At 66.3% G+C, this 26,644-nt stretch carries 21 protein-coding genes; 6 read left to right on the plus strand and 15 right to left on the minus strand.

From position 1 onward, the window contains the following. Nucleotides 1–41: 41 nt before the first annotated feature. Nucleotides 42–2,159, minus strand: a complete 2,118-nt coding sequence (locus KF745_11170; protein MBX3358973.1) for a S9 family peptidase — start codon at nt 2,157–2,159, stop codon at nt 42–44. Between the two features lie 205 nt (nt 2,160–2,364). Here KF745_11170 and KF745_11175 point away from each other — a divergent pair, with 205 nt between their 5' ends. Then, the gene (locus tag KF745_11175) at nt 2,365–4,314 is read left to right on the plus strand and encodes a SpoIIE family protein phosphatase (GenBank protein MBX3358974.1); all 1,950 of its coding nucleotides are present in this window, start codon (nt 2,365–2,367) and stop codon (nt 4,312–4,314) included. Between the two features lie 14 nt (nt 4,315–4,328). Here KF745_11175 and KF745_11180 read toward each other — a convergent pair whose 3' ends face one another. Together KF745_11180 and KF745_11185 are read right to left on the minus strand one after the other, a co-directional pair. Beyond that, the gene (locus tag KF745_11180) at nt 4,329–5,312 is read right to left on the minus strand and encodes an ABC transporter ATP-binding protein (GenBank protein ID MBX3358975.1); all 984 of its coding nucleotides are present in this window, start codon (nt 5,310–5,312) and stop codon (nt 4,329–4,331) included. A 93-nt stretch (nt 5,313–5,405) separates the two neighbouring features. Beyond that, complete coding sequence (locus KF745_11185; GenBank protein ID MBX3358976.1) at nt 5,406–7,895, minus strand: hypothetical protein; 2,490 nt, start codon at nt 7,893–7,895, stop codon at nt 5,406–5,408. Here KF745_11185 and KF745_11190 point away from each other — a divergent pair. Beyond that, nucleotides 7,880–8,206: a hypothetical protein gene (locus KF745_11190; GenBank protein MBX3358977.1), complete on the plus strand. Its 327-nt coding sequence runs from the start codon at nt 7,880–7,882 to the stop codon at nt 8,204–8,206. The genes KF745_11185 and KF745_11190 overlap by 16 nt on opposite strands. Before the next feature lie 31 nt (nt 8,207–8,237). Here the strand turns inward: KF745_11190 and KF745_11195 are convergent, their stop codons facing one another. From KF745_11195 to KF745_11235, 9 genes are all read right to left on the minus strand, one after another. After that, on the minus strand, nt 8,238–9,674 hold the full coding sequence (locus KF745_11195) for a M20/M25/M40 family metallo-hydrolase (GenBank protein ID MBX3358978.1): 1,437 nt from the start codon (nt 9,672–9,674) through the stop codon (nt 8,238–8,240). Nucleotides 9,675–9,786: 112 nt separating this feature from the next. Continuing rightward, nucleotides 9,787–10,473: a PEP-CTERM sorting domain-containing protein gene (locus KF745_11200; protein MBX3358979.1), complete on the minus strand. Its 687-nt coding sequence runs from the start codon at nt 10,471–10,473 to the stop codon at nt 9,787–9,789. Between the two features lie 234 nt (nt 10,474–10,707). After that, nucleotides 10,708–11,730 carry a type II secretion system protein gene (locus KF745_11205; protein ID MBX3358980.1) on the minus strand — a complete coding sequence of 341 codons (1,023 nt, stop codon included), beginning with the start codon at nt 11,728–11,730 and terminating at the stop codon, nt 10,708–10,710. Nucleotides 11,731–11,764: 34 nt separating this feature from the next. Further along, complete coding sequence (locus KF745_11210; protein ID MBX3358981.1) at nt 11,765–12,169, minus strand: hypothetical protein; 405 nt, start codon at nt 12,167–12,169, stop codon at nt 11,765–11,767. A 176-nt stretch (nt 12,170–12,345) separates the two neighbouring features. Then, the gene (locus KF745_11215) at nt 12,346–13,461 is read right to left on the minus strand and encodes an endonuclease/exonuclease/phosphatase family protein (protein MBX3358982.1); all 1,116 of its coding nucleotides are present in this window, start codon (nt 13,459–13,461) and stop codon (nt 12,346–12,348) included. 87 nt (nt 13,462–13,548) lie between these two features. Beyond that, nucleotides 13,549–14,934 (minus strand): hydroxysqualene dehydroxylase HpnE, encoded by a 1,386-nt coding sequence (gene hpnE, locus KF745_11220; protein MBX3358983.1) that lies wholly within the window; start codon nt 14,932–14,934, stop codon nt 13,549–13,551. Beyond that, complete coding sequence (locus KF745_11225) at nt 14,931–15,941, minus strand: phytoene/squalene synthase family protein (GenBank protein ID MBX3358984.1); 1,011 nt, start codon at nt 15,939–15,941, stop codon at nt 14,931–14,933. Before KF745_11225 ends, hpnE begins: the two co-directional genes overlap by 4 nt. Further along, the gene (gene hpnC, locus KF745_11230) at nt 15,938–16,987 is read right to left on the minus strand and encodes a squalene synthase HpnC (GenBank protein MBX3358985.1); all 1,050 of its coding nucleotides are present in this window, start codon (nt 16,985–16,987) and stop codon (nt 15,938–15,940) included. Before hpnC ends, KF745_11225 begins: the two co-directional genes overlap by 4 nt. Before the next feature lie 53 nt (nt 16,988–17,040). Continuing rightward, nucleotides 17,041–18,438 carry a hypothetical protein gene (locus KF745_11235; protein MBX3358986.1) on the minus strand — a complete coding sequence of 466 codons (1,398 nt, stop codon included), beginning with the start codon at nt 18,436–18,438 and terminating at the stop codon, nt 17,041–17,043. A 59-nt stretch (nt 18,439–18,497) separates the two neighbouring features. Here KF745_11235 and ispH point away from each other — a divergent pair, with 59 nt between their 5' ends. Beyond that, entirely contained in the window at nt 18,498–19,580 is a 1,083-nt protein-coding gene (gene ispH / locus KF745_11240; GenBank protein MBX3358987.1) for a 4-hydroxy-3-methylbut-2-enyl diphosphate reductase, read from the plus strand. A gap of 16 nt (nt 19,581–19,596) precedes the next feature. Here the strand turns inward: ispH and KF745_11245 are convergent, their stop codons facing one another. Together KF745_11245 and KF745_11250 are read right to left on the minus strand one after the other, a co-directional pair. After that, nucleotides 19,597–21,171 (minus strand): sigma-54-dependent Fis family transcriptional regulator, encoded by a 1,575-nt coding sequence (locus KF745_11245; protein MBX3358988.1) that lies wholly within the window; start codon nt 21,169–21,171, stop codon nt 19,597–19,599. A 60-nt stretch (nt 21,172–21,231) separates the two neighbouring features. Beyond that, complete coding sequence (locus KF745_11250; protein MBX3358989.1) at nt 21,232–21,738, minus strand: crossover junction endodeoxyribonuclease RuvC; 507 nt, start codon at nt 21,736–21,738, stop codon at nt 21,232–21,234. 117 nt (nt 21,739–21,855) lie between these two features. Here KF745_11250 and KF745_11255 point away from each other — a divergent pair, with 117 nt between their 5' ends. Next, complete coding sequence (locus tag KF745_11255; protein ID MBX3358990.1) at nt 21,856–22,389, plus strand: hypothetical protein; 534 nt, start codon at nt 21,856–21,858, stop codon at nt 22,387–22,389. Nucleotides 22,390–22,887: 498 nt separating this feature from the next. Here KF745_11255 and KF745_11260 read toward each other — a convergent pair whose 3' ends face one another. Continuing rightward, on the minus strand, nt 22,888–23,490 hold the full coding sequence (locus KF745_11260; protein ID MBX3358991.1) for a riboflavin synthase: 603 nt from the start codon (nt 23,488–23,490) through the stop codon (nt 22,888–22,890). A 266-nt stretch (nt 23,491–23,756) separates the two neighbouring features. On the opposite strand from KF745_11260, the gene KF745_11265 reads away from it, so the two are divergent. Further along, complete coding sequence (locus KF745_11265; protein ID MBX3358992.1) at nt 23,757–24,893, plus strand: PQQ-binding-like beta-propeller repeat protein; 1,137 nt, start codon at nt 23,757–23,759, stop codon at nt 24,891–24,893. A gap of 92 nt (nt 24,894–24,985) precedes the next feature. Further along, a complete protein-coding gene (gene purH / locus KF745_11270) occupies nt 24,986–26,593 on the plus strand; it encodes a bifunctional phosphoribosylaminoimidazolecarboxamide formyltransferase/IMP cyclohydrolase (GenBank protein ID MBX3358993.1) in 1,608 nt (535 codons plus the stop codon). Nucleotides 26,594–26,644 lie beyond the last annotated feature (51 nt).

Genomic DNA, 26,644 nt, shown 5'->3' on the forward strand with positions numbered 1-26,644 from the left:
TGGCCAGGCCATCACTCGTCGGCCGGATCGTGGAAGTCCCGCTACTTACCGGCCGCGGCCTCGCTCGACTCGATCGTCGGAGTGAACTTGAGCGCCCGAACCAGGAAGGCCCACATGTCGGCACGCTCCTCGATGATCTTCGAGGTTGGCTTGCCCGCACCGTGCCCGGCTTCGGTCTCGATGCGGATCAGCAGCGGATTGTCGCAGCCCTGCGCCGCCTGCAGCGCCGCGGCGAACTTGAACGAGTGCGCCGGGAAGACGCGGTCGTCGTGGTCGCCCGTGGTAATGAGCGTCGCCGGGTAGCACGTGCCCTTCTTGATGTTGTGGTACGGGGAGTAGGCATAGAGCGCCTTGAACTCGGCCTCGTCGGTCTCGGCGTTGCCGTAGTCGCTGCACCACGCCCAGCCGATGGTGAACTTGGGAAACCGGAGCATGTCCAGGACGCCGACCGCCGGAATGGCGGCGCCGAAGAGGTCGGGCCGCTGGGTGATGCAGGCGCCGACAAGGAGACCGCCGTTCGACCCGCCGTGGATCGCGAGCCTGGGGGTCGAGGTGTACTTCTCCTTGATCAGGTACTCGGCCGCGCTGATGAAGTCATCGAAGACGTTCTGCTTGCGGGTGCGAGTGCCGGCCTGGTGCCACTCCTCGCCGTACTCGCCTCCGCCCCGGATGTTGGCGACGGCGAAGACGCCGCCCATCTCCAGCCACACCAGAGTGGCCGGGGAGAACGACGGCGTCAGCGGGATATTGAAGCCGCCGTAGCCGTAGAGCAGCGTGGGGTTGGACCCGGTCTTCTTCAGGCCCTTCTTGGCCGTAATGAACATCGGGACCCGTGTGCCGTCCTTGGACGTGTAGAAGACCTGGGCAGTCTCGTAGTCATCGGGGTTGAACTTCACGCTGGGCTTGCGGAAGACCTCGCTCTTGCCCGTCGCGGGGTCATACCGATACACGGTGCCGGGGGTGGTGTAGCCTGAGAACGTGTAGAACGTCTCGGTGTCGGACCGCTTGCCGCCGAAGCCGCTCGCCGTGCCGATGCCGGGGAGGCTGACGTCCCGGATGTGCTTGCCCTTGAGGTCAAAGACGCGCACCTGGGTGCGGGCGTCCTTGAGATAGGACGCATGGAAGAGCCCGCCCACGGTGGAGACGCCCTGCAGCGTTTCGGCCTGTTGCGGGATGATCTCCTGCCAGTTCACCCGCTCCGGGTGGTTGACATTGATGCCGATGACGCGCCCCCGGGGAGCGTCCAGGTCCGTCTTGAACCAGAAGACAGGGCCGTCGTTGTCGATGAAGTCGTACGACGCGTCGAAATCAGTGAGCAGCGGCATCGCCGCACCGGGCTCATCGGCCTGTCCCAGCGGCTTGGCCTTCAGGTCACGGTAGAACACGCGGTTCTTCGGGTCCGTGCCGTGACTGGCGGTGATGACGACGTAGCGTCCGTCGTCCGTCACGCCGGCCCCGAACCCCCACTCCTTCTGGTCGGGACGGTGGTAGAAGAGCGTGTCGGCGGCTTGGTCGGTGCCGAGAGCGTGGAAGTAGACCTTCTGGAAGTAGTTGACGCCCTTGAGCGCGGCCCCTTCTTCGGGAGCGTCGTACCGTGAGTAGAAGAACCCGGATCCGTCCTTCATCCAGGATGCGCCGGAGAACTTGACCCAATCAAGCTGGTCCGGGAGGTCCTTGCCAGTCTCGACGTCGCACACCTTCCAGACGTTCCAGTCCGAGCCGGACTCGGCGATCCCGTAGGCGAGGCGCTTGCCGTCGTCGCTGACCGCGAAACCGGCGAGGGACATGGTGCCGTTGGCTTTCCAGGTATTCGGATCCAGCAGCAGCCGGGGCTCGGCGCCCAGCGAGTCGAGGACATACAGCGGAGACTGGTTCTGGACACCCGAGTTGCGGGTCACGAAGTAGCGTCCACCGTCCTTGGAGGGGGTGCCCCAACGCTCGAAGTTCCACAGTTCGGTCAGCCGCTGCTTGATCGCCTCCAACTGTGGCACCCCGCTCAGATAGGACCTGGTCAGGGCGTTCTCGGCGTTGATCCACGCCCGCGAGCCGGGGGTATCGGCATCCTCGAGCCAGCGGTAAGGGTCGGCGACTGAGACGCCGTGGTAGGTGTCGACCGTATCGCCAATGGGAGCCTCGGGATAGGCCGGGGGCTCGGCCAACGCGATGGCTGCACCTGAGAGAGCTCCGCAGAGAACCGCCAAGTGAGAGGCCCTCGGAACGCGACAACGGCGAGTGAACATTCTGACCTCCGGTTCGGGGGCGCATGGGCCCGGGAAACAAGTGTACCGGCTGGTCCGGCCCAGGTGTCACCCGGCCGCGGGGCTCCGTTCAAGGTATGCTCCAGAGTCCCAGGAGCCCCGTCGCGTGAGATTGTCGATCCGCTGGAAGTTGCTGCTGTCGACGCTCATCCCGCTGGTGATCATTGCTGGGGCATTCCTGGCCTTCGAGTTTGATGCAGGCCGTACCGCAGCGCACGAGCAGACACGAGCGGCGCTGTCCCAGAGAGCAGATTCCCTGGCAGAACGGCTGGACGCCCAGTTTGAGACGGTATCGCAGACCGCCCGGGCCATGGCGACGCTGATCCAGGAGCGGCCGCTGTTCTCGATCGGAACGCTGTTCCGTATTACCGAACTCAACGTCGACCAGAACTCGTTTGTGTTCGGGTCATGCATCGCGTTCGAGCCGGGTCAGGGGCCGCCGGGGAAAGACCTGTTCGCCGCGTACTCCTTCAGAGCCCCGTCCTTGCCGGGGGATGATTTTACGGGCGACAACCCGATCATCATGAAGGACATCGCGGACTTCTACGACTACACCGATCCACGGTGGTCGTGGTACAGAATTCCCAGGGAGACCGGCCGGCCCGCATGGACCGAGCCGTACCTCGACGAGGGCGGCGGCGATGTCGTGATGTGCACCTACTCGGCACCGTTCTTTCGTGACGGAAAGTTCGCTGGGGTCGTGACCGTCGACGTCTCGTTTAACGACCTCCGCCGCCTGGTCGAGCAGGTGGGGACGGATTCGGGGATACACGGCCGGCGCGTGGGCATCCTGAGCCAACGGGGAGCGTTCCTGGCCTGGCCGGACGAGGAACTGGGTCTGGGCGACACAATCTTCGAGGTGGCCGACCGGCTCGAGCGCGAGGACCTGCGGTCGCTCGGACGGCGGCTGGCTTCCGGCCAGCGGGACACCATCTCGATGCGAGACCCGACGACGGGCGAACCGTTACTGCTGTCATTTGCGCCGATCATCTCGACGGGCTGGAGTTACATCACCGCGGCCCCCGAGGCACAGATCATGGCTCCAGTGCTCGCGGCCCTGCGGGAGCGGGCCGTGCTGGCGCTGGCGGTACTGGCCATCATTGCGGGGGTGGTCACGGTGCTGGGCGTTCGGATTGCTCGCCCGATCGAGAGGCTGGCGAGCGCCGTCAAGCAGGTGGGGGTCGATGGATCCATGACCGCGTCCATCGACGACACGAGAACGGATGAGATCGGCGACCTTGCCCGCACGTTCAGCGAGATGGTGGCACGAATTCGCGGATACATCGTCGAGCTGCGGAAAGAGACCGCGGCTCGGGAGGCGGTCCAGGCCGAACTCCGAGTCGCGAGAGAAATTCAGGCATCGCTGCTGCCGCGTCGGTTCCCACCCTTCCCGGATCACGACGAGTTCTCGCTGCACGCTGTCAATGCACCGGCTCGGGGCGTGGCGGGAGACTTCTACGATTACTTCCTGCTGCCCAGCGGGCGTTTGATCGTGGTGATCGCGGACGTCGCGGGCAAAGGGATCCCGGCGGCGATGCTGATGGCCGTGTCGCGGACCGTCATCCGCAACCTCGCGCAGGAGTCCCTGGAGCCGGCGGAACTGCTGAATCGCGCCAATGCGATCCTCGTTCAGGACAACTCGTCAGGCCTGTTCCTCACGATCTTTCTTGCCCAGTTCGATCCGGCAACGGGCCGGCTCCTGTACGCGAACGCGGGGCATCCAAGGCCGTACCGCATGGCCGCCGACCGGAAACCCGTGATGTTCGGCGAGGTAACCGGAACCGTGCTCGGGGTGCTCCCTGAGGCGAGGTACACCCAGGCCGAAACCACGCTGGCGGCGGGTGAGACGATGGTCCTGTTCACCGACGGGGTACCCGAGGGCCGGGGGCCGGATCATGCGATGTTCGGCGAGCAGCGGTTCGCGGCGCTCCTCGCGAAATCCAATGGCGAGCCGGTCCGGGAGTTGTGCACCGATATCCTCGCCGCGCTGGACCAGTTCCAGGTGGACCACCGGGCCGACGACATTACCGTCGTGGCACTGCGGCGGAACCGGTAAGCAACGACGCACGCCTACTGAACAACACCCTTGGTCAGTCGCATGAACGCCGTCTCAAGGTTCACCGACTCCTCGGCGAACTTGGTGATGCGGAAGCCGTTGTTGACCAGCAGGTTGGGGATGTCGGAGAGTTCCACTTTCGCGGCCGGATCGAGCGTAACCTGGATGGTGTGACCATTGCCCGAGAAGCCGTCGACGGCGGTCCGGCCACGCGCGGGACCCGCGGCGTCGAGCACCACGGCCTTGGCGACACCGCGAGTGCGCTGCAGCAGTGCCATGGCATCGGTCGGTCGGTCGACGACCGAGACGAGAACGACATGCCCGAGGCGGGCCCGGTGGACGGCCTGATCGATCGTCCCTTGGAACAGGAGCTGGCCTCGCTCGATGATGCCGACGACGTTGCAGAGTTCGCCCAACTCCGGCAGGATGTGGGACGAGATGATGATCGTCTTGCCCATCCGCTTGAGTTCCTTGAGCAGCTCGCGGATCTCGATCCTGGCGCGAGGATCGAGGCCGGAGGCGGGCTCGTCCATCAGCAGCACCTTGGGATCGTGGAGCAGGACGCGGGCGATGGAGAGCCGCTGCTGCATGCCTCGCGACAGCGAGTTCACCTCGGCGGTGGCCTTGTAGTTGAGGTCGGTGAGGTCGAGCACGTCCTTGACGACCTTACGGCGCTGCGGGCCGTGGATGTTGTAGCAGGACGCAAAGAACTCGAGATACTCGGTGACGACCATGTCCTCGTACGCGCCCATGAAATCGGGGACATAGCCGATGATCGGACGGATCTGGCGGTTCTTGTAGCCGACGGTCAGGCCATCGATCATGGCCTGGCCCGAGGAGGGCTTGAGAAGGGTCGCCAGGATCTTGATCGTGGTCGTCTTGCCGGCGCCGTTGGGACCGATGAAGCCGAAGCAATCGCCCTCGTTGATCGTGAGGTTGAGTGAGTCCAGCGCGATCAAGTCGCCGTACCGCTTCGTGAGGTTGATCGTTTCGATCATCGCCATAGGGTCGCCGCTCCAGTCCAACGCACGAACCGCCCGAAGGGACAGACCCGGGCTGGAAACACCGTTCCGGCTCGGGCGATGCTCTCGCTACTCAAGACGGTACTCCGGCGGATTGTCTTTCAGAGGGTAAATCCACCGCACGAGGGTCGACCCCTGGCTGGGCGCCGGCTTGCCGTCGACATACAGCGGGATAGGCGACTGGATCGACCCCTGGATGCGGCCGAGGATGATCACACACGGCTGAGTGAACCAGGCCGACAGGTCCAGCCCATGGGTGAACTGCCGCCGGGCGACGTACGACGGCTCCTGGGCCCGGATATCCGGTGGGGGAAGCACGCCAAAGAGGGTGAGGAGGAGCAGGCCGCGATCCACGCTGGGGCCGCTGTCCATGCTCGCCATTCCGCCGAAGGACTGAGTCGGTTTACCGAGTTCGCCCTCGAGGAACGCGATCATGCTGCTGGACTTCGGATCGGCCGAGGTCTGGCGGTCGAGTCGGCTCTCAAAGTCAAAGACCTCACCGGGGTCCCAGGAACCTGGAAACCGGTAAGCAAAGGCGTTGCCGACGACCGCCAACTTCGGGTCCGAGGTCATCGCCGACTGCCGCCGCACGACGATGACACACACATCGTTGAGCGGGCCCGGAAGGCCGTGCGTGAGCGTTCCCTGGAGTTTCCAGGAGCGATCGCCGGCCTTGGCATCGGGGTTCTCGACGATCTGCAGCCCGCCCGGGGCGCCGTCCGCGTAGGGAACCGGCGTGGGCATCTCCCAACGCGGCGCGCCGGCCCAGTCGAGCTGGAACTGCTTCACCGTCGACCTCGCGGGGACCGTGACCGACTCCGGGTCGCGTCCGTCCGCGGGATAGCCGCGGGCGTCGGGGAACGCGGAAGAACCGGCGGCGCCATCGTTCGACGGCACCTCCCACGCGGCGACCGCGTTGTGCCACCCCATCCGGGCGGGCGGTTCGAGAGCATCGCCGATGCTGACGCGCTCCTCGCCGTACTTGGGGAGCAGGACGTTGACCCAGGCCCTCGCCCGCTCGACGGGCTGCCCGTAAACGTGGTCGATGATGGTCAGGTGGTTGGCGTCGATCTTTCGCGGCTTGACCATTGCCGCGCCCCCCCAAGCAACGCCGGTAAAGACCGCCGCGGTGGCCAGGAACGCCAACCACGAGTGCTGCGGCCACTTGCGTCGCTTGAGCACAAAGAACCCCAGGGGACCGGCGGTCAGCCAGTAGGCCAGGAAGACGATGAACGCGAGGAAGAGCCCCTTGGCCGCGGCGGTCGAGGTCTTGTTGGCAATCTGCGACGGGAGTTGCTGCTCGAGCCAGCGATCGTGCCGGTTTCCCACGAAGACCCCGGGCCCGCTGCCGGACTTGGCCTGCAGGTCGGATTGTGACATGTGCTTGTCGCGCCGGCCCAGAATACGGTTCCAGATGCGATCGGCCTCTACCAGGCCCGAGGCCAGGAGCGTGCGGTTGGTCAGGTCGATACCGACAACCGTGACCATGCCGGTTCCGATGAGGCGACGGCAGACCACGCAGCGGCCGTCGGGGCCGCTGAGCACCCGCTCGACTTCGCCCGGCGCGGCGCCCGGGTCGGGCTCGAAGGTGTTGATCGTGGCGCTGGTGGGCAGCGAGCCCGTGGAGCGGGACGTCAACAACTGGCGGTAGGGCTCGAGATCGGTCTGCTCCCGTGTCCTGAGCACGACGGCGGGCATGATGTCGGCGAGCAGGTGATCCTGCCGGCCGAGCCACGCCTGGCCCTGGGGCGGCAGGACGACGACGAGTTGGCCGCCGCGGTTGATCCACTCCTTGAGGGCCCAGGCCTGGGACTCGCTGAGTTCCTGCGGCTGCTTCCCGCTCCCCGTCGCGGTCCACACCACGGTTTGGAAGGATGCGAGGCCGAGCCAGCGGTCGGGCAACTCGCCGGGCGTGATCAGGGCAGACGTGAGGAGTTCATGGCCGGAGGGCGGGTAGTCCTGGGTGAACCCGGGGACAGCGTTGTAGCGGCCGAGCAACGCATCGTTCTCGCCGACCACGGCGGCCATGCCGATGGTCGGAGAGAGCAGAGCCGAGGGGCGCACGCTCGTCGAGCCGAGGATCCTGCCGGGTCGCGCCTTGGGCAGGCCGGGGCCGGCGCCGAGATCCTCGATCGCTTCGTAGACGTTGACGTCAAAGACGCTGGAGCGGCTCACGCCGAACGAGAGGCGCGTGTAGATCCACAGCCGCTGCTTCACGCCGGGGTTGGCGACAATCACCGCCTCACGCTGGGCGTGGTCGCCGTCGGCATCGGGCTCCGGGAGCCGGACGAGGACCTCCCGCACCTTGTCGGAGCGGTTGAGCAGTTCAATCTGGACGCCGATCCATCCGCCGGGCCGGACAGCGCCAGACGGCCCGCCCCCAACTCCGAAGTTCAGGACCTTAACGTCCACGATCCCGGTGCGAGAACCGGTATCCAGCGTCGGGGTGTCCGACTGGGCCGGCACGTGGGTCGCGAGCAGTAGAACCAGCAGCGACGCCGCGACGGCCCGGAACGGCCGCCACCATCGATACCAGACACCCTGTGAAGGTCCCTTCATCGGCGGACATTGTAATCGGACTCAAGGCCCGGGCGTGGCGGTCCGATCCGGCTTCTGTGGAACTCCCCGCGGAAGCCATCGTGGCCATTGCCGGCGTGATCGCCCTGACCGTGCTGGTGATCCTGTACAGCGTCGCTGGTCTGGCTCGCGACATCCAGGCCCGGACGGAACTGGTCCGGACGGTCGCCCGCATGCGGAAGGAGTACGACGACCAGACCAGCCAGGTCTCCTTCGAGGAGGACCCGGTCGTCCTCGAAGCCATCCGCGAGCAGTACGGCGGAGCGGGGCAGGACATCTCCCAGGCCGCCTGAGCGGCCGACCCGATGCCTCCGGGCGCGGTCTCTACATCCGCAGGAGTTCGTCGATCAGCAGTGCATGGGAGCGGGTTCCCAGGCGGAAGCAGTCGATCTCGAACTTCTCGTTGGGGGAGTGGACGCGGTCGTCATCGAGGCCAAAGCCCATGAAGATCGTGTCGATCGCCAGGGTGTCCTTGAGCATGCCGGCAACCGGGATGGATCCACCGGACTTGATCAGTGCGGGCGACTTGCCGGTCGCGGCTTTGACCGCCCGCTGGGCGGCCTGCATGGCGGGGGAATCGATCGGCGTGGTCACGCCAAATCCGCCGTGGTGATCGATGAACTCCCAGCGGCAGCCGGGCGGGGTGCGATCCTTGCACCAGGTGAAGAACGCCTTGGTGATCTTGCGGGGATCCTGGTCGGCCACGAGGCGGAAACTGACCTTCGCCGTAGCGTGGCTTGGGATCACGGTCTTCGCGCCCGGGCCGGTGTAGCCGCCGACGATGCCGTTGATCTCCGCGGTGGGACGCCCCCACTCCCGCTCCATGGCGGTATAGCCCGCCTCGCCGATGTCCGCGGCGGGTGGAAGGCCAATCTGCTTGAGGGCGGCCTTTGAGTTGAACTTGAGTTTCTTCCAGTTGGCCCGCTCGGTCCGGGTGAGGGGCACGACGCGGTCGTAGAACTTCGGGATGGTGACGCGCCGCTTCTTGTCGTGCAACTGGGCGAGGACGCGTGTGAGTTCGGTGATCGGGTTGGGGCAGCGCCCGCCCCAGAGACCGGAATGGAGGTCCTGGTTGGCCGCGTGGATCACGACCTCGGTGTAGGCCAGGCCGCGGACGCCGTAGGTGATCGCCGGCTTGCCGCGGCCGAGCATTCCGGTGTCGGAGATCAGGCAAACGTCCGCCTTGCTGAGCATCGCCTTGTGTTCTTTGACGAAATGCTCGAGGTGGGCGGAACCGGATTCCTCCTCGCCCTCGATCATCACGGTCATCTTCACGCCGCCGGCGGCCTTGCCTGAGACGGCCTTCCAGGCCCGCATCGCCTCGAGGAACATCATGACCTGGCCCTTGTCGTCCACGGCCCCGCGGGCGACGATGCGCCGGCCGCCGGCCTCGCCGTCCCGGGCCTCGCGGACGACCGGCTTGAAGGGGTCGCTCTCCCAGAGGTCAATCGGGTCGACGGGCTGCACGTCGTAGTGGCCGTAGAACAGCACGTGGGGACCGCGGTACGAGGGATCGCCGGGGGCGTGGGCCAGGACGACCGGGTGGCCGGCGGTGCCCCGCTTGGGATCACCGGTGGGGGCGACGCGGGCCTCGAATCCGGCCTCGCGGAGTTGGCGGGCGCACCACTCCGCGGCGGCCACGCAGTCAGGGGCGTGCGCGGGGTTCGTGCTGATGCTCGGGATCTTCAGCCATTCGACGAGCCGGTCGATCGAGCGGGGCTCCTCGGAGGCGAGCATTTCAAGGACGTGGCGGGTCGACATGGATCATCTCCGTGCGGATCGCAGCGTAGCCAGTGGCGCAGGAAAAAGCCCGCGGCGGTGTGCCGCGGGCCTGTGGTGTGAAGGACAGGAGAAGGCGTGCCTGTTCCGGAGATCAGGCGCGGCGGCGGCGAGCGGCGAGGAGGCCACCCATGCCCAGGAGGGCGACGGCGCCAGGGGCGGGAACGGTGCCGGAGATGATGACGTTGTCGACGCGGTCGGTGCCGGTCGCGGCAACGGTGCCGCCGTTGGCGGAGACGGTGCTGGCCTGAACCAGGCGGAAGTAGATGGTCGCCTGGTTGTCGAGGGCGGACGTGGCCGCGATCGGGCCGAAGGTGTAGGCCGGCTGGTAGGTGCCGGAGCTCCAGACAGGGTTCGGTGACGCGTTAGCGAGCACCGCGTAGGTCGAACCGAGCTGGGTGAAGGTGGTGCCGTTGGTGCTCCACATCAGGTTGTAGTCGCGCGGGCCGGTGTTGCTGGAGCTCTGGTCAAAGGAGATGGTGATGGAGGTGTAGCCGAGGGTGCTGGTGGTGAACTGGTAGTAGTCGCCCAGCGACCACGCGTTGCTGCTGTACGACTCGGCGGAGCCGTTGCCGACGGGGTTGGAGTACGTCGTGCTGGTGGCGTGGAAGCCGCTCGCGAAGGAGCTGGCCGCGTTGGCCCCGGCCTCGGCCGCGTAGGGGCCGGCCGTGTCGGGGAGGCTGGTCTCGAAGGTCCAGTTGGCGATGACGTCGGCGTTCGCCGCGCCAGCGAGGGCGGCGCACACGGCGCCGGCCACGAAAGCCATCTTCCTGCTGTTCATCTCGTCTCTCCTCGTTCAAAGAAAGTGATCGCGCCCCCGCACTCGGAGTACATCCGCCGACGTGCATCGTCGCTTGGGTCACCTTGTTGTCCGGGGAGGTCTCTCTCTCCCGGATTGAGGGAGAGGATAACCGGATCGATCAGCACCGGCAATGGCGGAAGGGGTTTGGAATGATCAAGATCGGGTTGTCATTGTGCGAGGCAAGCGTAAGGGCTGCGGTCGCGAAGTGGAAAACTAGGGAAGTTCTTGGTTAGTTTGGTACTTCGCCATCGACTCTGGAGTCGCCACGCCACCCGGGTTGAACTTCGAGCCGCCGGGGTACCAGGGAACAGCGTCAGTCCAAGCTTGCAGCTTTGTCATCTTTCCCACGTGACCGTCAAAGTAGCCCGCATTAATTACGCCGCCCTTGTTGTGTCGAAAGGAAAGATTGACATTGGTGGGGGCGCCTCGGAAGCCACGCCCATAGGCAGTGGAATCGTGAAAGATCGGCCCAGCGTCTGTAAAAGAGCCATAGATCCCCGGCCTGGGGTTGATATCGAAATCGAGCTCTCCGTTCTCAAGATAGCGAGTACCGTCGGCAACGAGAACCTTGCTCGCTGGCTGTACACCTACCAAATCAAGTCGCGGCGAGTACTGCTCCGACACCTTCACCGGTGTTGCAAATCCCGTAATCAGCGGAACACTTCGGTATCGGCGGATATTGTTGAAGTTTGTGGGCTGAGCATAATAATGAAAGGCCGCGGGCGAGAGAAAACTGATTTGTCGAATTCGCTCGGTGCCAAACAGCAACTCGAAGTCGGCTCGGTCCGGAGCCCCCCCCCCCGCAGGAGGGTAAAGGGAATCGTTCGTCACCGTCGCAGCCGGACACCCGTATCGCTCGAAAATTTGCTTGGTCCGACGGGCGCGTTGGGGTGACAAGCCGGCGCCCTCCCCAAGGGTCGGGCTGATCCAGTCATGCGTGGAGGTTGGTGTTCCTGGGGTCGTCTCGAAACAGTAGGAAAGTCCGGAGTCGACCAAGCCATCCGCCCCTGACGTGTTCGGCCCCGCAAAGTACTCCTTCTGCTCCGTCCCATACTGGATCTGGCCAACCGCCATCGACCGCATGTTGTTGGCACAGACGGTGGCACGGGCGACATCCCGCGCCGACGCCAGAGCGGGCAGGAGCATGCTCACCAAGATCGCGATGATCGCGACGACGACGAGCAGCTCGATCAGCGTAAAGCCTGCGGCGCGGTGCACGGTTTTCATACTCTGCATACTCGTGGTGGTCCGGGTCATGGTGGCTTACTTGCTACTGCTTGCCTGGAACGTAACGCCGCACCTTGTCCGACGGGGTGAGGACCTTGCCGGTTTCCGGCTCAATTGCCTTGGGGTCGACTCCGAGATCGCCGACATACGGCCGATCCCGTTCCCGCACGAACCACTCGCCGGTGGCGTCGTCCTTGGTCGCACGCAGCAGGACGTTTTCCTTCCGATCTGGGTGGGTGCCCGGAAGGATCACAGGGCGTTCGGAGGTATCAGCCTCGAAGAGTTCACCGGTGGTGACGTCCACGAGCAGAACACGGTGCTTGAGTTTTACTTCGCCGTCGCCGCGAGTCCCCCAGTACACAGCGAACCCCACCGCCAGGATGGCCACGACAAAGACGATGATCTGCTTCGCGTTGGGCTTCATGGGGGACGGAATCGCCTTGATCACGACCGGCACCGACACGGCTCGGTGAGGGCCATTGTGCACCGACAAACGCCTGACAGTCAACTGAGGGGAATTCCGAGGGTCCAGAACTGGGCCGGAGATGATAGGAGGGGGAGGCTGGACCGGGGTATGGCCCGGTCACCTTAGCGCGATGTTGACACACAACCGACAGCAACCGCCTATTTATCCACAGGCGTCAGATCGATCACGACCGGGTAGTGGTCCGAGGCGTAGCCATCCGGCGGCGGCGTGGTCCGCCAATCGACGCCCTCAGGACGCGCCGGGAGGCTCAGAACGAAGCGGCTGGCGGCGTTGAACTCCTTCGCCGCGGCGGGGTTGAGGAGGATCCGGTCGATCACTCGGCCGGATTCGTGCGTGATGACCTTGGGGTTGCTCTTTCCCTTGGGAGAGACGGTGTCGCCGAAGGCATCGATGAGGCCGGCGGTGGTGTAGATCGTGGCGGACTTGGAGCCGGGCGTGGCGTTGAAGTCGCCGACGATGATGATGTTGGCGTCGGGGTTCTCGGTCTGCATCTCGCCGACGAGTTCGACGGTCTTGGCGGCTTCCTTCTCTCGCCAGAACTCGAAATCGGAGCCGGACTTCTGATGCACGACGAAGAGCGTGAGGTGGTATGGCGTTTCGGCGGGAGCGGCGGAGCCCTCGGGCTGTTCGGAGGGGGGCACCTCGACCGTGACGCGGAGCGGGGAGCGGTGGAAGGTGATCGGCTTGCCGGCATCAGGGTTCGCGCGGCTGCCCGTCCGGGCCGGCTGCTCGCCGCCCAGGGGAAGTTCCGGCCAGTTGCGAGCATCGATGATCGGGAAGCGGCTCAGGACAGACTGCTCGATGCCGCGGGCGTCGCCGGCGTCCATGGACTCCAGGTAGACGTAGCCCATGTCGGCGAGGTAGGTATCGCGGAACTGCACCAGAGCTTTGCGGGATTCGACCTCTTCGAGGGCGAGGATGTCGGGGTTGATCCGGCGGATTGCGGCGGCCGCGGCGGCGCAGTGCTCGGCGGGCTTGGTGGCGTCGCGGTCCTCGTTGCGGTCGGTGAGGGTGGGGTCGTCGTAGTCGTCGAAGAGGTTCTCGAGGTTGTAGGTGGCGATGCGGATCGTCCCCGCGGGCTTCGCTATGGGCTCACGGAGGCCGAAGCGGTGGAGATCGGGCTGGGGTGCGGAGGCGGGAGCCGCGGCGGCTGGGGGCGTCTCCAGGGCCTTGGAGGCCGGCGGCTGGGCCAGCACAGCGGTGCAGAAGACTCCCAGCAGAGCGGCCGCGCGGATGAACTGCGATCTCGACATCTGAGCCTCCATCGACCCCACCCCCTTCCGCCCCCCCAGCCCCCCGCTCCTCCCGCCACCCGGCCAAGCCCTCAACCTCGATCTGGCTCAGAGCGTAGCGGACTCGACTCTGCCCCGCGACAGCACTCGGGCCAGCGTGGCCAGGGGGAGAGAGGGAACGAGCAGTGATTCGGCAGGCAGGCCCAGAACGGCCGCGGCGGCGGCGTAGCCGGAACGGGTGGCCCCTTCCATCGTGGCGGGCCAGCCGGTGGCGGTGTAGTCGCCGGCGAGGATGAGCCCGCCGGAAGAGGACGGGGCGGCAGCGGGACGCCTGGCCGCGAGCCCGGGGACCGGGGCGAAGGTTGCCCGCTTTTCCTTGACCGACCGGGCGGAGAGGAGAGTGGCCGCAGCCGCGGCGGGGAGGCAGGCGCGAACGTCGGCAAGGACCCGGTCGGCGATCTGCTGCTCATCGAGGGGCATCCAGTCGTCCGCGGCGCTGATAACGGCGTGAAGGGACTTCCCATCGTCGTCCTTCCGGAAGAGCCATTGGACGCTGCGCTCGACAAGGACGGCGTGGGGCTGCTCCAGGACTGGACGGTCGAACTCGAGATGGACCCCGAGGATCGGGCTGTGGGCGAAGTCATCAAGGGTGGAGAAGCGCGGGTCTTCGACCCGGATGGCCTCGTCGACGACCCGGTTGACGCGCTCGACGGGCAGGGCGCAGACGACACGGTCGGCCTCGAATGTGCGGCCGTCGGTGGTGGTCGCGGAGCGGGCATCGAGGCGCTCGACGCCGGCGCCGAGGACGATCTCGCCGCGGCTGGAGATGGCCGCTTCAGCGCGGTCGTAGAGGCGGACGAGGGGCACGGCCGGGACGCCAATATCAGCCGCGCGGGCGTTGGCGAGGAACCCTTCCTGGAAGACATGCATCGCGGCGCCGGCGGAGACTCGGTCCACCTCCATGTTGCAGGCGCTGACGATGACCGGGGACCAGAACTTGCGGATGAGGGACTCACCTTGCCCGTGCCGGGCGAGGAAGGCGCCGAAGGTCTCGTTGTCGTGTTTGGCGCGGTCGGCACGGAGAATGGAGGCGCAGGCGCGGCCGATCGCCGCGACCTCTCGAATGGTGAGGAACTTCGCGGCCAGGAACGAGCCCGAGAACTGGAGAGGGGCGGGGAGCGGACCGGGACGGATGACGCTTAGCCGTCCGCCGGCCTCGATCCAGTATTGCTCGCGGTACCAGCGGATCTGGGTGGAGGCGTCCAGCCGGGCGAGGAGGTCCGCGTAGTTGGTGCAGCAACCGAGCATCACGTGCTGGCAGTTGTCGAGCACCCGACCGGTGCGGACATCGGTGAACGATGTAGCGCGGCCGCCGAGCTTCTTGCGGGTTTCCAGGAGTGTGACGCGGATGCCTTGCTCGGCCAGGCGCACGGCCGCGGCGATCCCCGCAATCCCTCCGCCCACGATGAGCACGGCTACCGACGGCCTGCTCACCACCCGCTCCGCCGGGAGCGGATGGTGGCGGAGAGGGCGATCATCGCCTTCTTGGTCGCCGGGATCCTGACGCGGCGGTCGCCCACGATCCGCTGAGGGTCGCGCTCGATGACGGCGAGGAGATCGGAGTAGATACGCGTCATGGCCCAGAGGGTCGGCGCACACGCGGGGTCGATCATCGCGAGCAGGGGCTCGGAGTCGTCGTAGGCCCGGCGGGCCACGGCGGCCTGCGCGAGCACCAACTCACGGCATGCTTCGGGGCGGCTCCACTGCCGCAGGTCCTGCGGGGTCAAACCGCATCGCTCGAACGCATCAAGAGGGAGGTACACGCGGCTGGGAGCGGCGTCGAAGTCCTCACCGAAGTCGCGGAGGATGTTGGTTCGCTGGAAGGCCTGGCCGCGGATCACGGCGAGGCGTCGGGCGGTGGACACGTCGGCGGCGGGCTTGAGTCCCCAGATCGCGATGCAGGTCAGGCCGACGGTGGAGGCAACCTTGTAGCAGTAGCGGGAGAGTTCCTCATCGGTGCGGTAACCGCCGTGATCGAGGTCCTCATCGAGTCCATCAAGCATCTCCGCCAGGAGGCGGCGCTCAATCGGGTAGGTGGCCATGGTCGCGGCGAGAGCGAGCCAGATGGGGGAGAGGCTCGACCAATCGACGGAGCGGGGCTCGCCTCGCCCCTCGAGCGGTCCGAGCACGGCACCGGTGGTCTCGCGGAACGCGGCCAGGCGGGCCCGCTTCTGGTCCGTGGGCCCCTCGGAGTCGGCTTCATCATCGGCGAGGCGCATCCACGCGTAGATCGAGAAGATCGCGGACCGGCGAGGCTCGGGAGTCAGTTTCAGGCCGTAGTAGAAGTTCCTGGCGCGGCGGCGGGTAAGGTCGCGGCACGCCGCGTAGGCCTGGGCCAAGGCGATCTCGTCCACTCCGGGGAGCGACGCGAGGCGCCCTGCATCGAGCGTCGTGCCACCGGCCGCGTGGTTGCTGGTATTGGACGCCGCCACGATCGTCAAGCACCGCCTCCGAGACGCCCGGAAGACCCGGACGATACCAGACGAAACATCAACCATGCCGTGCCGACCAGGCACGCCTTCTTCGCTGCCTCCAGCGTAGGACGCTCCCAGAGCGTTACACACCCCGTTCGCCTGACAGACCCCAGCACCTGGCGACCGCCGACACCGAAGAGCCACACGACGGGACGGATGCGGGAGTCGAGGAGGCGTGGCAGGTCGCGGCCCTGTTCGAAGAGTTCCGCGGTACGTTCGGCAAGGGGGCGGAGGGCCCGGATGAAAGGGACGCGTGCCTGCGGATCGTCCGGCCGGTGGGCCCAGTCGCGGAGCTGTTCGGCGCTGATGCCGGTGTCCCGCGATGGGAGGTATACGCGGTCCCGCTCGATGAGGTCCCGCCGTACATCCTGCCAGAAGTTGGTGAGTTGCAGGGCGGTGCAGGTGGCGTCGGACATGCGATAGCGATCGGCGTTGGCGGGGGTGTCCGGATAGCCGCCGAGGTGGAGCACCAGCCGCCCAACGGGGTTGGCGGAGCGCGCGCAGTAGTCGACCAGCTGGTCCCAGGATTCGTAACGGGTGACGCGCTGGTCCTGCTGGAAGGCATCGATCAGGTCAAGGAAGGGCTGAATCGGAAGGCGGTGGCGATCGATGGTGGAGGCCAGAGCGACGTACACGGGGTGGAGGATCCCAGAACGATCACCGGATTCAGCCGCAGCGAAGCACGCACGCAACTCCGCCCGCCACCAATCGAGCAGTTGGGTGGCGCGGAGGCGGGCCTCGGGCGTGTTGCCCGTTTCGTCACCAAGGTCGTCCGCCCATCGGCAGAACCCGTACACGGCTGCGAAGTCGTCCCGCAGGTCAGCGGGCACCAGGCTCGAGAGCACGGAGAAGTTCTCGTAGTGCGAGACAGCGAGGCCGCGGACGTACGCCAATGCCTGCTCGGGTGTGGGCGGGGCGCGGGTGTCGTCAGCCTCCGGCCCGACGAGCGGGAGCAGGTCGATCGGCGGCGTGCTCGGGTCCAGGGTCGCTGAGGATGATCCGCCCGGGTTCATCAGGGGGACAGCCTAGCAGAGCATCCACGACGGAACACGGCGACGACTGGCGGTCAAGGCTTGCTCCGGAGCCACTTCGCGGCAGCCTCCACGATCGGGTCTGACTCGGCGAGGGCCTCTGGGGTGGTTGGGACGGCCTGGTCGGGCGTGATTCCGACCCCCTCGACCAGCGTGCCGTCGGGCTGGAAGTCCTGCCAGGTCGGGACGTTCACAGTGACGCCGCATCCCAGGTCGATCGGCCGTGGGTTCCCCGAACTGCCGTAGGTGGTCTCACCGATCAAGGGGGCCTGTGCACCGTGCCGCATCATGAGTGCGAACGACTCGCAGGAACTCATGCAGTAGGGGCCGATGAGGACGCATACGCGGCCATCGAACGCGGGGTGGTCGGGTGTTGCCGGATCGATGAAGCGATCGTGAAGCGGTCCAAAGCCGTCTGCGGACTCCTGGTCGCGGAACCGGTTCTTTGAGTACGCCGCCCTGCTGGTGGCAAAGAGAGCCGCGAACTCCCGGGCGAGCAGTTCGTCGCCGCCGGCATTGGCCCGGACGTCGACGATCAGGCCCTTCGAGCTTTGCGCGAGACGCACGGCCTGGAAAGCGGGCTCGAGTGATTCTCGCGGACCGGACCACGAGAGAATCGCGACGTAGTGAAGGCCGCCGTCCACACGACCGGTCAGGACGCTGGGACTTGGCTGGGCCAGGTCCGAGACTACCTTCTTCAGGCCGCGGGGATTCACGTTGGGGGTCACGGAGCGCGAACCCGTGGCCAGCAGGAACTCGCCGACCTGGATTGTCATGTGGATGTCGGCTGCCGGGCGGAGCAGCTCCGCGGCGATGCGGCCGAAGGCCCCTGGAGTCGGTGCGGACTCCAGGCGGGGCTGAAACTCCTTGTAGGAAGCGGCCCAGTCGACGGCACCGCCTCGGCAGTCGAGGTCGCGATAGGCGTAGGTGCCATCGATGGCTGACTTCAAACGGGCGAACGCGGCTCTCGACTGATCTGGTGTGAGGGTGGCAGTGGCCTCACCGGCCCGCGCCGTACGAAACGAGATCGGATACTGCGTCGCTGGAGTCCCGTCCGCGGCGCGGAAGTTCTGTGCGGCCGAACAGTTGATGCTGAGGTCGTAACGCGTGTCGGGAGTCAGATGAACCGGAAGGATGATCGTGCGGGCATCGCTCCAACGGGGCTTGCCGGTGAGTGTCGGGAATGTCGGCCCGCCGCCGCAGATTGAGTGACCCAACGGGCTCATGTCGCGGTCAAACCGGATCACGATCTCGGACAGGTCCGGATCGATCCCGATGTCGGCCATGTCGGGACTGGCATGCGCGACGATCGGGGGATCGGCATTGGCTCCCCCCGCGAGGGTCGCGGCGATCGCCGTTGCGGCGACGAAGGCCCGCCACGGCGAAGGGCGAGCGGCAAACACTGCAGGCTGGGAGGTCGCTGGGTGGGGCATTTCGGTTCCACTCCCGTACGGCCGAGCCCCCCACTCCCCGTCGTCCCTATCATCCGCCCATGCGAATTCTGCTCGCCAACCCCCGCGGATTCTGTGCCGGCGTCCACATGGCCATCGATGTGGTTGACCAGGTGCTGGACCTGTGTCCGAACCAGACAATCTACGTGTTCCACGAGATCGTGCACAACAAGCATGTCGTGAATCGGTTCAAGCATCGCGGGGTGGTGTTCGTGGAGGAAGTGAGCGAGGTGCCGGAGGGCTCGATCGTGGTCTTCTCGGCTCACGGGATCTCGCCGGCGGTGCGGGAGGAGGCCAAGGCCCGGCGGCTGACCACCGTCGACGCGACCTGCCCCTTGGTCACGAAGGTGCACTCCGAGGCCATCCGCTACGCCCAGCAGGGGTACGACATCCTTCTCGTTGGCCACACCGACCACCAGGAGGTTGTGGGCACGCGTGGCGAGGCGCCGGAGTCCATCCAGGTCGTCGAGTCCCCGGAGGACATTCCCTCCCTGCGGATCCGGGACCCCAAGAAGACGGTGTACCTGACGCAGACCACCCTCTCCACCGATGACGCCTCGGTCATCATCGACGCCCTCAAGGCCTCGTTCCCGGGCATCAAGGAACCGCCGTCATCGGACATCTGCTACGCCACCACCAACCGGCAGGCGGCCGTCCGGCAGATCGCGCCCGAGTGCGACCTGGTGCTCGTCATCGGCTCGAAGAACTCCTCCAACTCGGTCCGGCTGACGGAAATCTCCGCCAACGTCGGCGTCCCGGCCTACCTGCTCGACGATGTGAGCGAGATCCGCGATGAGTGGTTCTCGCCCCCGCACCTGGAACGAGAGCCCCATGAGGTCACCGTGCTGGTGACCGCCGGCGCCTCGGCGCCGGAGGACCTGGTTGCGGAGCTGTGCCGGCACCTGATCCGTCGGTACGGAGGCTCGATCGAGCAGCGCGATGTGTTCAACGAGGACGTCGAGTTCGGCCTGCCAGCCACGCTCAAGCGGCTGATGCGAGAGCGAGGCATCGATCCGGACTCCCGCCGCATCCGCGTGGGCCAGTACCACCTGACCGAAGAGGCGTACGGCGCGGCCCCGTCCAAGACGCCGATTACGGTGCAGGGCAATCCGGTCGCCCAGTAAGCGGGATCTTGGAACGTTACCGGAGCCCGTATTCCTTCAGTTTGCGGTAGAGCGTCCGTTCGCCGATCCCCAGCAGTTCGGCTGCCTTCTCGCGGTTTCCAGCGGTGAGCCGCAAGGTCTCGCGGATCGCCCGCTTCTCGATCTGCTCCAGGCTGGTCCCGGCGAGCGAGCCGACCGAGCCAGGCGAGGACATTGCATCCGCCTCGTCGGTGTCCCCGGTGACGATCTCGTCGGGGATGTGACGGACGTCGAGCACGACCGCACCCGTCTTACCACCGCTTCCCACGCCGCCGCCCGCCTCGCCGAGAGCCATGACAACCATGTTCTGCACCACGTTCAGCAGTTGACGGACGTTCCCCGGCCAGTTGTAGCTGGTGAGTCTCATCATGGCCACATCCGTGATGTCCGGCGGGATCGCCGCGGCCCCGCCCTTGCCCAGCACCTGCTCGGTGTACCGGGCTATCGCGTGCCGCACGATTCGCGGGATGTCCTCGCGGCGCTCCCGCAGCGGCGGCAGATGGACCTGCGAACCCTTGATGCGGAAGTACAGGTCCTCGCGGAAGGCCCCGGTCGCGCACATGGCCTTGAGGTCCTTGTTGGTCGCGCTGACCAGCCGCACATCAACACGCCGGGGTTCGTTGCTGCCCACCCGCACCACCTCGCCCGACTCGAGGACTCGCAGCAACTTCGCCTGCATCTTCAGCGGCATGTCGCCGATCTCGTCGAGGAAAAGCGTTCCCTTGTCGGCGTACTCGAACACGCCCTCCCGGTCCCGCTCGGCGCCGGTGAATGCGCCGCGGACATGCCCAAAAAGCTGATCCTCAAGCAGTGTCTCGGTCTCCGCCGCACAGTTGAGGGCCACGAAACGACCACCGGTGCCTCCTTCGGCCCTGGGGCGTCCCCGGGGCGAGTTGCGGTGCACCGCCTGGGCGATCAGTTCCTTGCCCGTGCCGCTCTCACCGGTAATCAGCACCGGCATGGTGGCGACCGCCACGGTCTTGACGGTCCGCAAGATGCGCCGCATCGGCTCGCTGCCGGCAATGATCCCCTCGAAACCATCGTGCTGGACCAGTTCATCCGCACCCCCGGCCAGGCCCAGGTCGGCGGACTCGTGCCGCAGCAGGACCGTCTCCGCTGCGCGATTGACCAGGTTGCGGAAAACATCCAGATCGAGGGGCTTTTCGATGAAGTCGTACGCGCCCTCCTTGAAGGCGGCGCGCGCGGTGGCGACGTCGCCGTGTGCGGTGACCATGATTGTCTCGGCGTTCGGCTGGAGATGGCGGGCCGCTCGGAGGACGATCAGGCCGGCATCTCCGCCATCGGCCGCGACCACGGCTTCGTGTTCGCCCACTCCGGGCCCGACGGCGACACGCACCCCGGCTGACGGGGGCATGCGGAGGTCGGTGATGATCACGTCAAAGGTGCCGTGGTGAAGTTCCTGCATCGCATCGGCCACGCCGTTGACGATCGTGCAAACGTGACCGGGCTTCTTCAGCGATTCGGCCATGACGTCGGCGTGGTCGGGCTCGTCCTCGACGATGAGGACCTGCGCGGCGAGTCGACGATCTGAGTTCGTCCGTGAGTCGGCCATAGGCCCGATGGTATCGGCCTGCCGCCCGCCGCAGGGTGCCGCCCGGCTCGCCGTCAACTGCTATACGCGTTCGAGCGCCGCCGCGTGCCGGCTCAACATCCGGCGGCCGCAGCACAGGGCGATAGCGATAGCATCCGCCACGTCGGCAGGTTCGGGACGGGTGATCAGGCCCAGCTGCGAAGCGACGGCGCCCTGCACCTGGGCCTTGCTCGCATGGCCGTTCCCGGTCAGGGACTTTTTGACCTCGGTCGCCCCCAGCTCAACCAGCCGGAGATCTGCGCGGCGAGCGCAGAGCAGGATGACCCCGCGGGCATGTCCCATGATCGCGGCGGTCGTCGGGTGCCTGGCGTGGGAGAAGACCCTCTCTACGGCGACCACGCTGGGCCTCAGCCGGCCGAGCGCCTCGACCAGGTCTGTCTCGAGTTCGAGCAGACGGTCGGCGACGGTCGTCTTCTGGCGAAGCCGAAAGACCCCGGCCTCGACCACCGAGAGGTCGCCCGGCTCGGGGCATTCCACGCAGGCATAGCCCGTGAGCCGCAACCCGGGATCGATTCCCATTATCCGCATCGCCGGCACTGTACCTCGTCATGATTCGTCGTGCGCCGTGACAAAGCCGTGACACGGCCTCCCGGAACCGGGCGGCGAACCATGAGTCCAACTCCATGGCAGCACCAGGAGACTCTCATGCCGGCCGACATCCCCCTTAGACTCCTGGACCGTGTGCGGATCGCCTCGCCGTGCGACATGCGGTGGGAGGACATGACGGGCGATGACCGCCGACGGCGCTGCGCCAAGTGTGACCTGACCGTCCACAACTTCTCGAACATGACAGCGGACGAGGCCGAAACCGTCCTCCGCGAGGCGACGGGGCGGATTTGCGCCGGGTTCTACCGGCGAGCGGATGGGACGATCCTGACCAGGGAGTGCCCGGTGGGTCTGCGGGCCGCGCGAGAACGACTGGTTCGTGCGGCCGTTCGTGTCGCGGCGGTCGTCGGGCTGATTACGACCGGCGGCACCCTGGCCAGATCGCCCGGGTACTGGGACGGTTGGTTGAGGTCCCTTCCGCCGATCGCATGGCTGGCCGACTGGGTGGCGCCGTACCTGCCGGGTATGGCGCCGCCGATCAGGGGCAAGGTCTTTGTCGCCGGAGATATCGCGTGTCCGCCAGTTCCAACAGCTCCATCCCTCACCAACAGCGGCGAGAGTCGATCGAAGTAGGTGGGGACACCTGCGCAGGAGTTTCACGGATGCTTCGATTTACACTCGGATTGGCGGCTGTGCTCGGGCTCACGGCCGTGCTGATTTGCAGCCAGACACACGGCGGGCCAGCGTCCCATGCCCGCGTCGCGCTCCTGATGACGGCGCTGCCGTTGACCATCTCGGTGGTCGTGGCCGAGCTTGGCGCGTGGGTCAGGTGGACTCGAATGTTCGATTCGCGCAGCCGCGCCGGCGCCTGGCCGATCGTCGCGGGCCTGTTCGCCGGGTTCAGCATCGTCATCCTGATGCTCATTGGGGTCATCTGCTTGGAAAGATCGCTCTCGGACACCGCGATTGTCTCCGCGGCGAGTGTGCTCGGCGCCGGGCTCACGGTTCTGGCACTCCCGGGCTCGCGGCGCGGGCACTGCGTCCGATGCGGGTACGACGTCAGCGGGATCGGCCCGAGCCCCGCGGCGGCGGTGTGTCCGGAGTGTGGATCAATCGGCACCGCAGCCGAACTCAGTTCCTGCCGAATCGCTGAAGGTGCCACACCACGGTCTTGGCGATCATGTCCGCCTCAAGGTTCACGAGATCGCCGGGCTTCAGGGCCGAGAGCGTGGTCCGCTGCAGAGTGGTCGGGATCAGCGCCACCTCAAACCACGAAGGTGCGCCATCAGTCTCATGCCTGCCCGGGCCAACCAGGGCGACTGTGAGCGACACACCATCGACAGTGATCGACCCCTTGGGAGCCACATACGGCGAGACCGCCTCGGGCATGCCTATCCGAAGCCGCCAGCCCCCATCCGGCTCGTCCCTGGCCACTACTGTCACCTGCCCGACACCGTCGATGTGCCCCTGTACAAGGTGACCCCCGAGGAGCGAGTCGGCCCGCAGCGAGTGCTCGAGATTGACTTGGCTTCCGGGCGTCAGTCTCCCCAGCGTTGTTCGAGTCAGCGTCTCGGGAATGATGTCGAACTCAAAGAGGCGATCAGGGCCTGGATCGCGGACAACGGTCAGGCAGCACCCTGCAACCGAGATGGAGTCGTCCCGCCGCGGTGTGTGGTTCCAGTCGACGGGATCAACCGTCAGGCGCCGACCCGCTGTGGTTGGGTGGCACGTCACCACGCGGCCGACGGCTTGTACCAAACCAGTAAACAACGCCGTTCTCCACACTCGCCCTACCGGCCCCCCGCCGAACAGCGGGATCACGATAGAACCGGCGGTTGGGTCGGGCCTCTCTACCCGAAATCCTGATCGGGCCCGCTTGACCCCTGTCGGAAGGCAAACCATACTGCCACCCCTGCGGCGAGTAAGACAATCATCGCCGGGAAGGGAGGCCAGGCGCGCCTCCCCAGACGCCATGCACTTGAACCGGAGAAGTCCCGGAAATGCCCCAGCCCATTGCCCTCCTCGCCCGGATCGGAATCCTCTCAGCGCTTGCCTTCGGGCTCGCGGCTTGTGCCTCTGGTCCCAGACAGGTATCCGCGGAGGAGCGGAGCGCTGCCACACCGCTCGACGACATCGACTACGCCACAGCCGGGTATCGGCGCGTATGGCGAGCGTTTCCGGTGCTCAACGCCGGCGCGAGCGTGACGTCGATCCGGGTGCTGGGCGACGTCATGGCGGTGCAGGAGTCGTCGTCGCAGCTCACGCTTATCGATACCCGGTCGGGCGCCATCCGCTGGTCGGACCAGCTTGCTGACCCCCTGACCAAGTGCTTCGCCTCCAGCCGGGATGCGACACGGATAATCACGGCAACCGACAACGAAGTCGTTTTCAACGCGATTGATACTGGAACCCTCGTAGATCGTGACACGCTGAACGAGGTCATCACGGCTTCCCCTCTGCTTGTCAATAACGTGCTCGTGTGCCCAACCGCCTCGGGCCACATCGTCGGCCACATGGCGACCGGCCACATGAACGCGTGGACAAACTCGCTGCCCGGCCCGATCATCGGCCCGCCAGTCAGGGTCGGGGCATCGAACTCGGTGGCGCTGATCAGCCAGGACGGCACCCTCATCGTGCTCGACGCGGCGACCGGCTCGGGCAACGGACGGGCGAGGGTTGGCGGGGGCGTTGGCCCGGACGGCGGACTCGCCGCATCAGAAGCGATCGTGTTTGTCGCCTGCCTGGATCAGTCGCTGTACGCCTTCGATGCGGAGACGATGCGGCGGCTGTGGCGGGTTCGTACCGAGACCCCGCTGAGGAATCGTCCGGTGTACCACGATGGTCGTGTGTACCTCGATATTCCTGGCCGCGGGATCACGGCCTTTGATGCCGGCACGGGGAATCAGGAGTGGGCCGCGCAGGGGGTCAGCGGAACCGTGTTTGCGATGCACCACGGTCGGTTGCTGGCCTGGGATCCCGCGATGCAGGTCGCCACGTCGCTCGATCCGGCGACGGGGCAGGTCATCAACCGCGTGACGCTTGAAACAACGACGATGGTTGTGACCGATTCGTTCGTGGACGGGACGGTCTACCTCTGCTCTTCATACGGGGTCATCACCAAGCTGTTGCCGAAGTAGTCGCCATCGGCCCCGACGGCTGTGTGGTAGCATCGGGGTCACCCGTGGAGCCCCCGATCTCGCCCGGGTTGCCGGGCGTTGAACCCGACGCTATGTCCTCCCTTGTACCCATCAAGACCGCCCTGCTGAGCGTCTCGGACAAGACCGATCTGGTCCCGTTTGCCGCGGCACTCGCGGCGCGCGGCGTACGGCTGATCTCGACCGGCGGCACGGCGCAAGCGCTCGCCGCTGCGGGACTCGCCGTGACCGGCGTCGATGAACTGACGGGATTCCCGGAGGGTCTCGACGGTCGGGTCAAGACGTTGCACCCGAAGGTGCATGCCGGGCTCCTCGCGGTCCGGGACAACACTGACCACGCCGCGTTCCTGCGTGCCCACGGCATCGAGCCAATCGATCTTGTCTGCATCAACCTCTACCCCTTTCAGCGTGTCATCGCCGACCCGGATGTTTCGCTCGATGAGGCCATTGAGAACATCGACGTCGGCGGACCAGCGATGCTGCGGGCAGGCGCCAAGAACCACCGCTGGACCACCGTTGTGCCGTCGACTCGCCGGTACGACGCCGTCATCAGTGAGCTGGATGCCAATAACGGCTGCACAGGCGCCACGCTGCGGTCGCAGCTTGCGACCGAGACGTTCGCGGTAACCAGCGAGTACGACGCAGCGATCGCGGCGTACCTTTCCCGGCGGTCCCCCGAGGCATTCCCCGCCACCCTCCGATTGACGTACACGAAGGCCGATGATCTTCGCTACGGCGAAAACCCGCACCAGCAGGCGGCGCTGTACCGCGACCCTGCGTCCACGGGCCAGACCATTGTCAATGCCCGGCAGTTGCACGGCAAGCAGCTTTCGTACAACAACATCAACGATGCGTCCGCCGCACTTGAAACGGTGAAGGTCCTGGCGCTGCGCGGGGAGATGAACCATGTCGCGGCTAGTGTGGTGAAGCACTTGTCGCCTTGCGGCGCAGCGATTGCCGGCGATGCGGCGGTGGCGATCGACCGGGCGATCGCTGGCGATCCGCTGGCGGCCTACGGCGGCATTCTTGCGGCAAGTGCTGCGATCGACGAGCCGGCAGCAGAGCGACTGTGCCGCGATGGCGTGTTCTTCGAGGTTGTCGTGGCTCCGGAATACAGCGACAGGGCACTGAGTATCCTGCGCAGCCGGTGGGCGAACCTGAGGATCCTTGAGGTTGGGCACAATCACCCTTCCGCGGCTCGCAAGCTCGACTACCGATCGGTGCCCGGCGGCCTCCTGGTGCAGGATCGCGATCGGCTGTTCGCAGGTCCCACATCATGGACTCACGTGGCAGGCCCTGCTCCAACCTCCGAGCAGCTCGCCGCGGCGGCGTTTCTGGAGATCGTGTGCAAGGGCGCGATGAGCAACGCGGTGGTGATCGGCGGTGTTGACACATCGACCGGCAGCGCGAGCACGAGGCTGTTTGGTCTGGGCGGCGGGCAGGTCGACCGCCTCACATCGTGCCGTATCGCCGTACAAAAGGCCGGCGCCCTGTCGCGCGACGCCTTGGCCGTTTCCGACGCCTTCTTCCCCTTTCCCGATGGACCGGAAGTGCTGATCGAGGCCGGCGTACGGATGATCGTTCACCCCGGCGGCTCGAAACGCGATATCGAAACCGCCGAACTGTGCAAATCCCGTGGCGTGACCCTCCTCACGACCGGCGTGCGACATTTTCGACACTAGGCGACAAACGCCTTCATACGGTGATACGCCTGAGTGTTTGGATCTGACTAA

The sequence above is a fragment of the Phycisphaeraceae bacterium genome, assembly GCA_019636655.1.
GTDB lineage: Bacteria > Planctomycetota > Phycisphaerae > Phycisphaerales > UBA1924 > JAHBXB01.

Coding starts and splice junctions, on each gene's coding strand:
- purH (MBX3358993.1), top strand. CDS start 24,986: ATGTCCTCCCTTGTACCCATCAAGACCGCCCTGCTGAGCGTCTCGGAC.
- KF745_11195 (MBX3358978.1), bottom strand. CDS start 9,674: ATGTCGACCCGCCACGTCCTTGAAATGCTCGCCTCCGAGGAGCCCCGC.
- KF745_11235 (MBX3358986.1), bottom strand. CDS start 18,438: ATGCCCCACCCAGCGACCTCCCAGCCTGCAGTGTTTGCCGCTCGCCCT.
- KF745_11215 (MBX3358982.1), bottom strand. CDS start 13,461: ATGTCGAGATCGCAGTTCATCCGCGCGGCCGCTCTGCTGGGAGTCTTC.
- KF745_11180 (MBX3358975.1), bottom strand. CDS start 5,312: ATGATCGAAACGATCAACCTCACGAAGCGGTACGGCGACTTGATCGCG.
- KF745_11255 (MBX3358990.1), top strand. CDS start 21,856: ATGCCGGCCGACATCCCCCTTAGACTCCTGGACCGTGTGCGGATCGCC.
- ispH (MBX3358987.1), top strand. CDS start 18,498: ATGCGAATTCTGCTCGCCAACCCCCGCGGATTCTGTGCCGGCGTCCAC.
- KF745_11205 (MBX3358980.1), bottom strand. CDS start 11,730: ATGCAGAGTATGAAAACCGTGCACCGCGCCGCAGGCTTTACGCTGATC.
- KF745_11265 (MBX3358992.1), top strand. CDS start 23,757: ATGCCCCAGCCCATTGCCCTCCTCGCCCGGATCGGAATCCTCTCAGCG.
- KF745_11185 (MBX3358976.1), bottom strand. CDS start 7,895: ATGAAGGGACCTTCACAGGGTGTCTGGTATCGATGGTGGCGGCCGTTC.
- KF745_11200 (MBX3358979.1), bottom strand. CDS start 10,473: ATGAACAGCAGGAAGATGGCTTTCGTGGCCGGCGCCGTGTGCGCCGCC.
- KF745_11245 (MBX3358988.1), bottom strand. CDS start 21,171: ATGGCCGACTCACGGACGAACTCAGATCGTCGACTCGCCGCGCAGGTC.
- KF745_11250 (MBX3358989.1), bottom strand. CDS start 21,738: ATGCGGATAATGGGAATCGATCCCGGGTTGCGGCTCACGGGCTATGCC.
- hpnC (MBX3358985.1), bottom strand. CDS start 16,987: ATGAACCCGGGCGGATCATCCTCAGCGACCCTGGACCCGAGCACGCCG.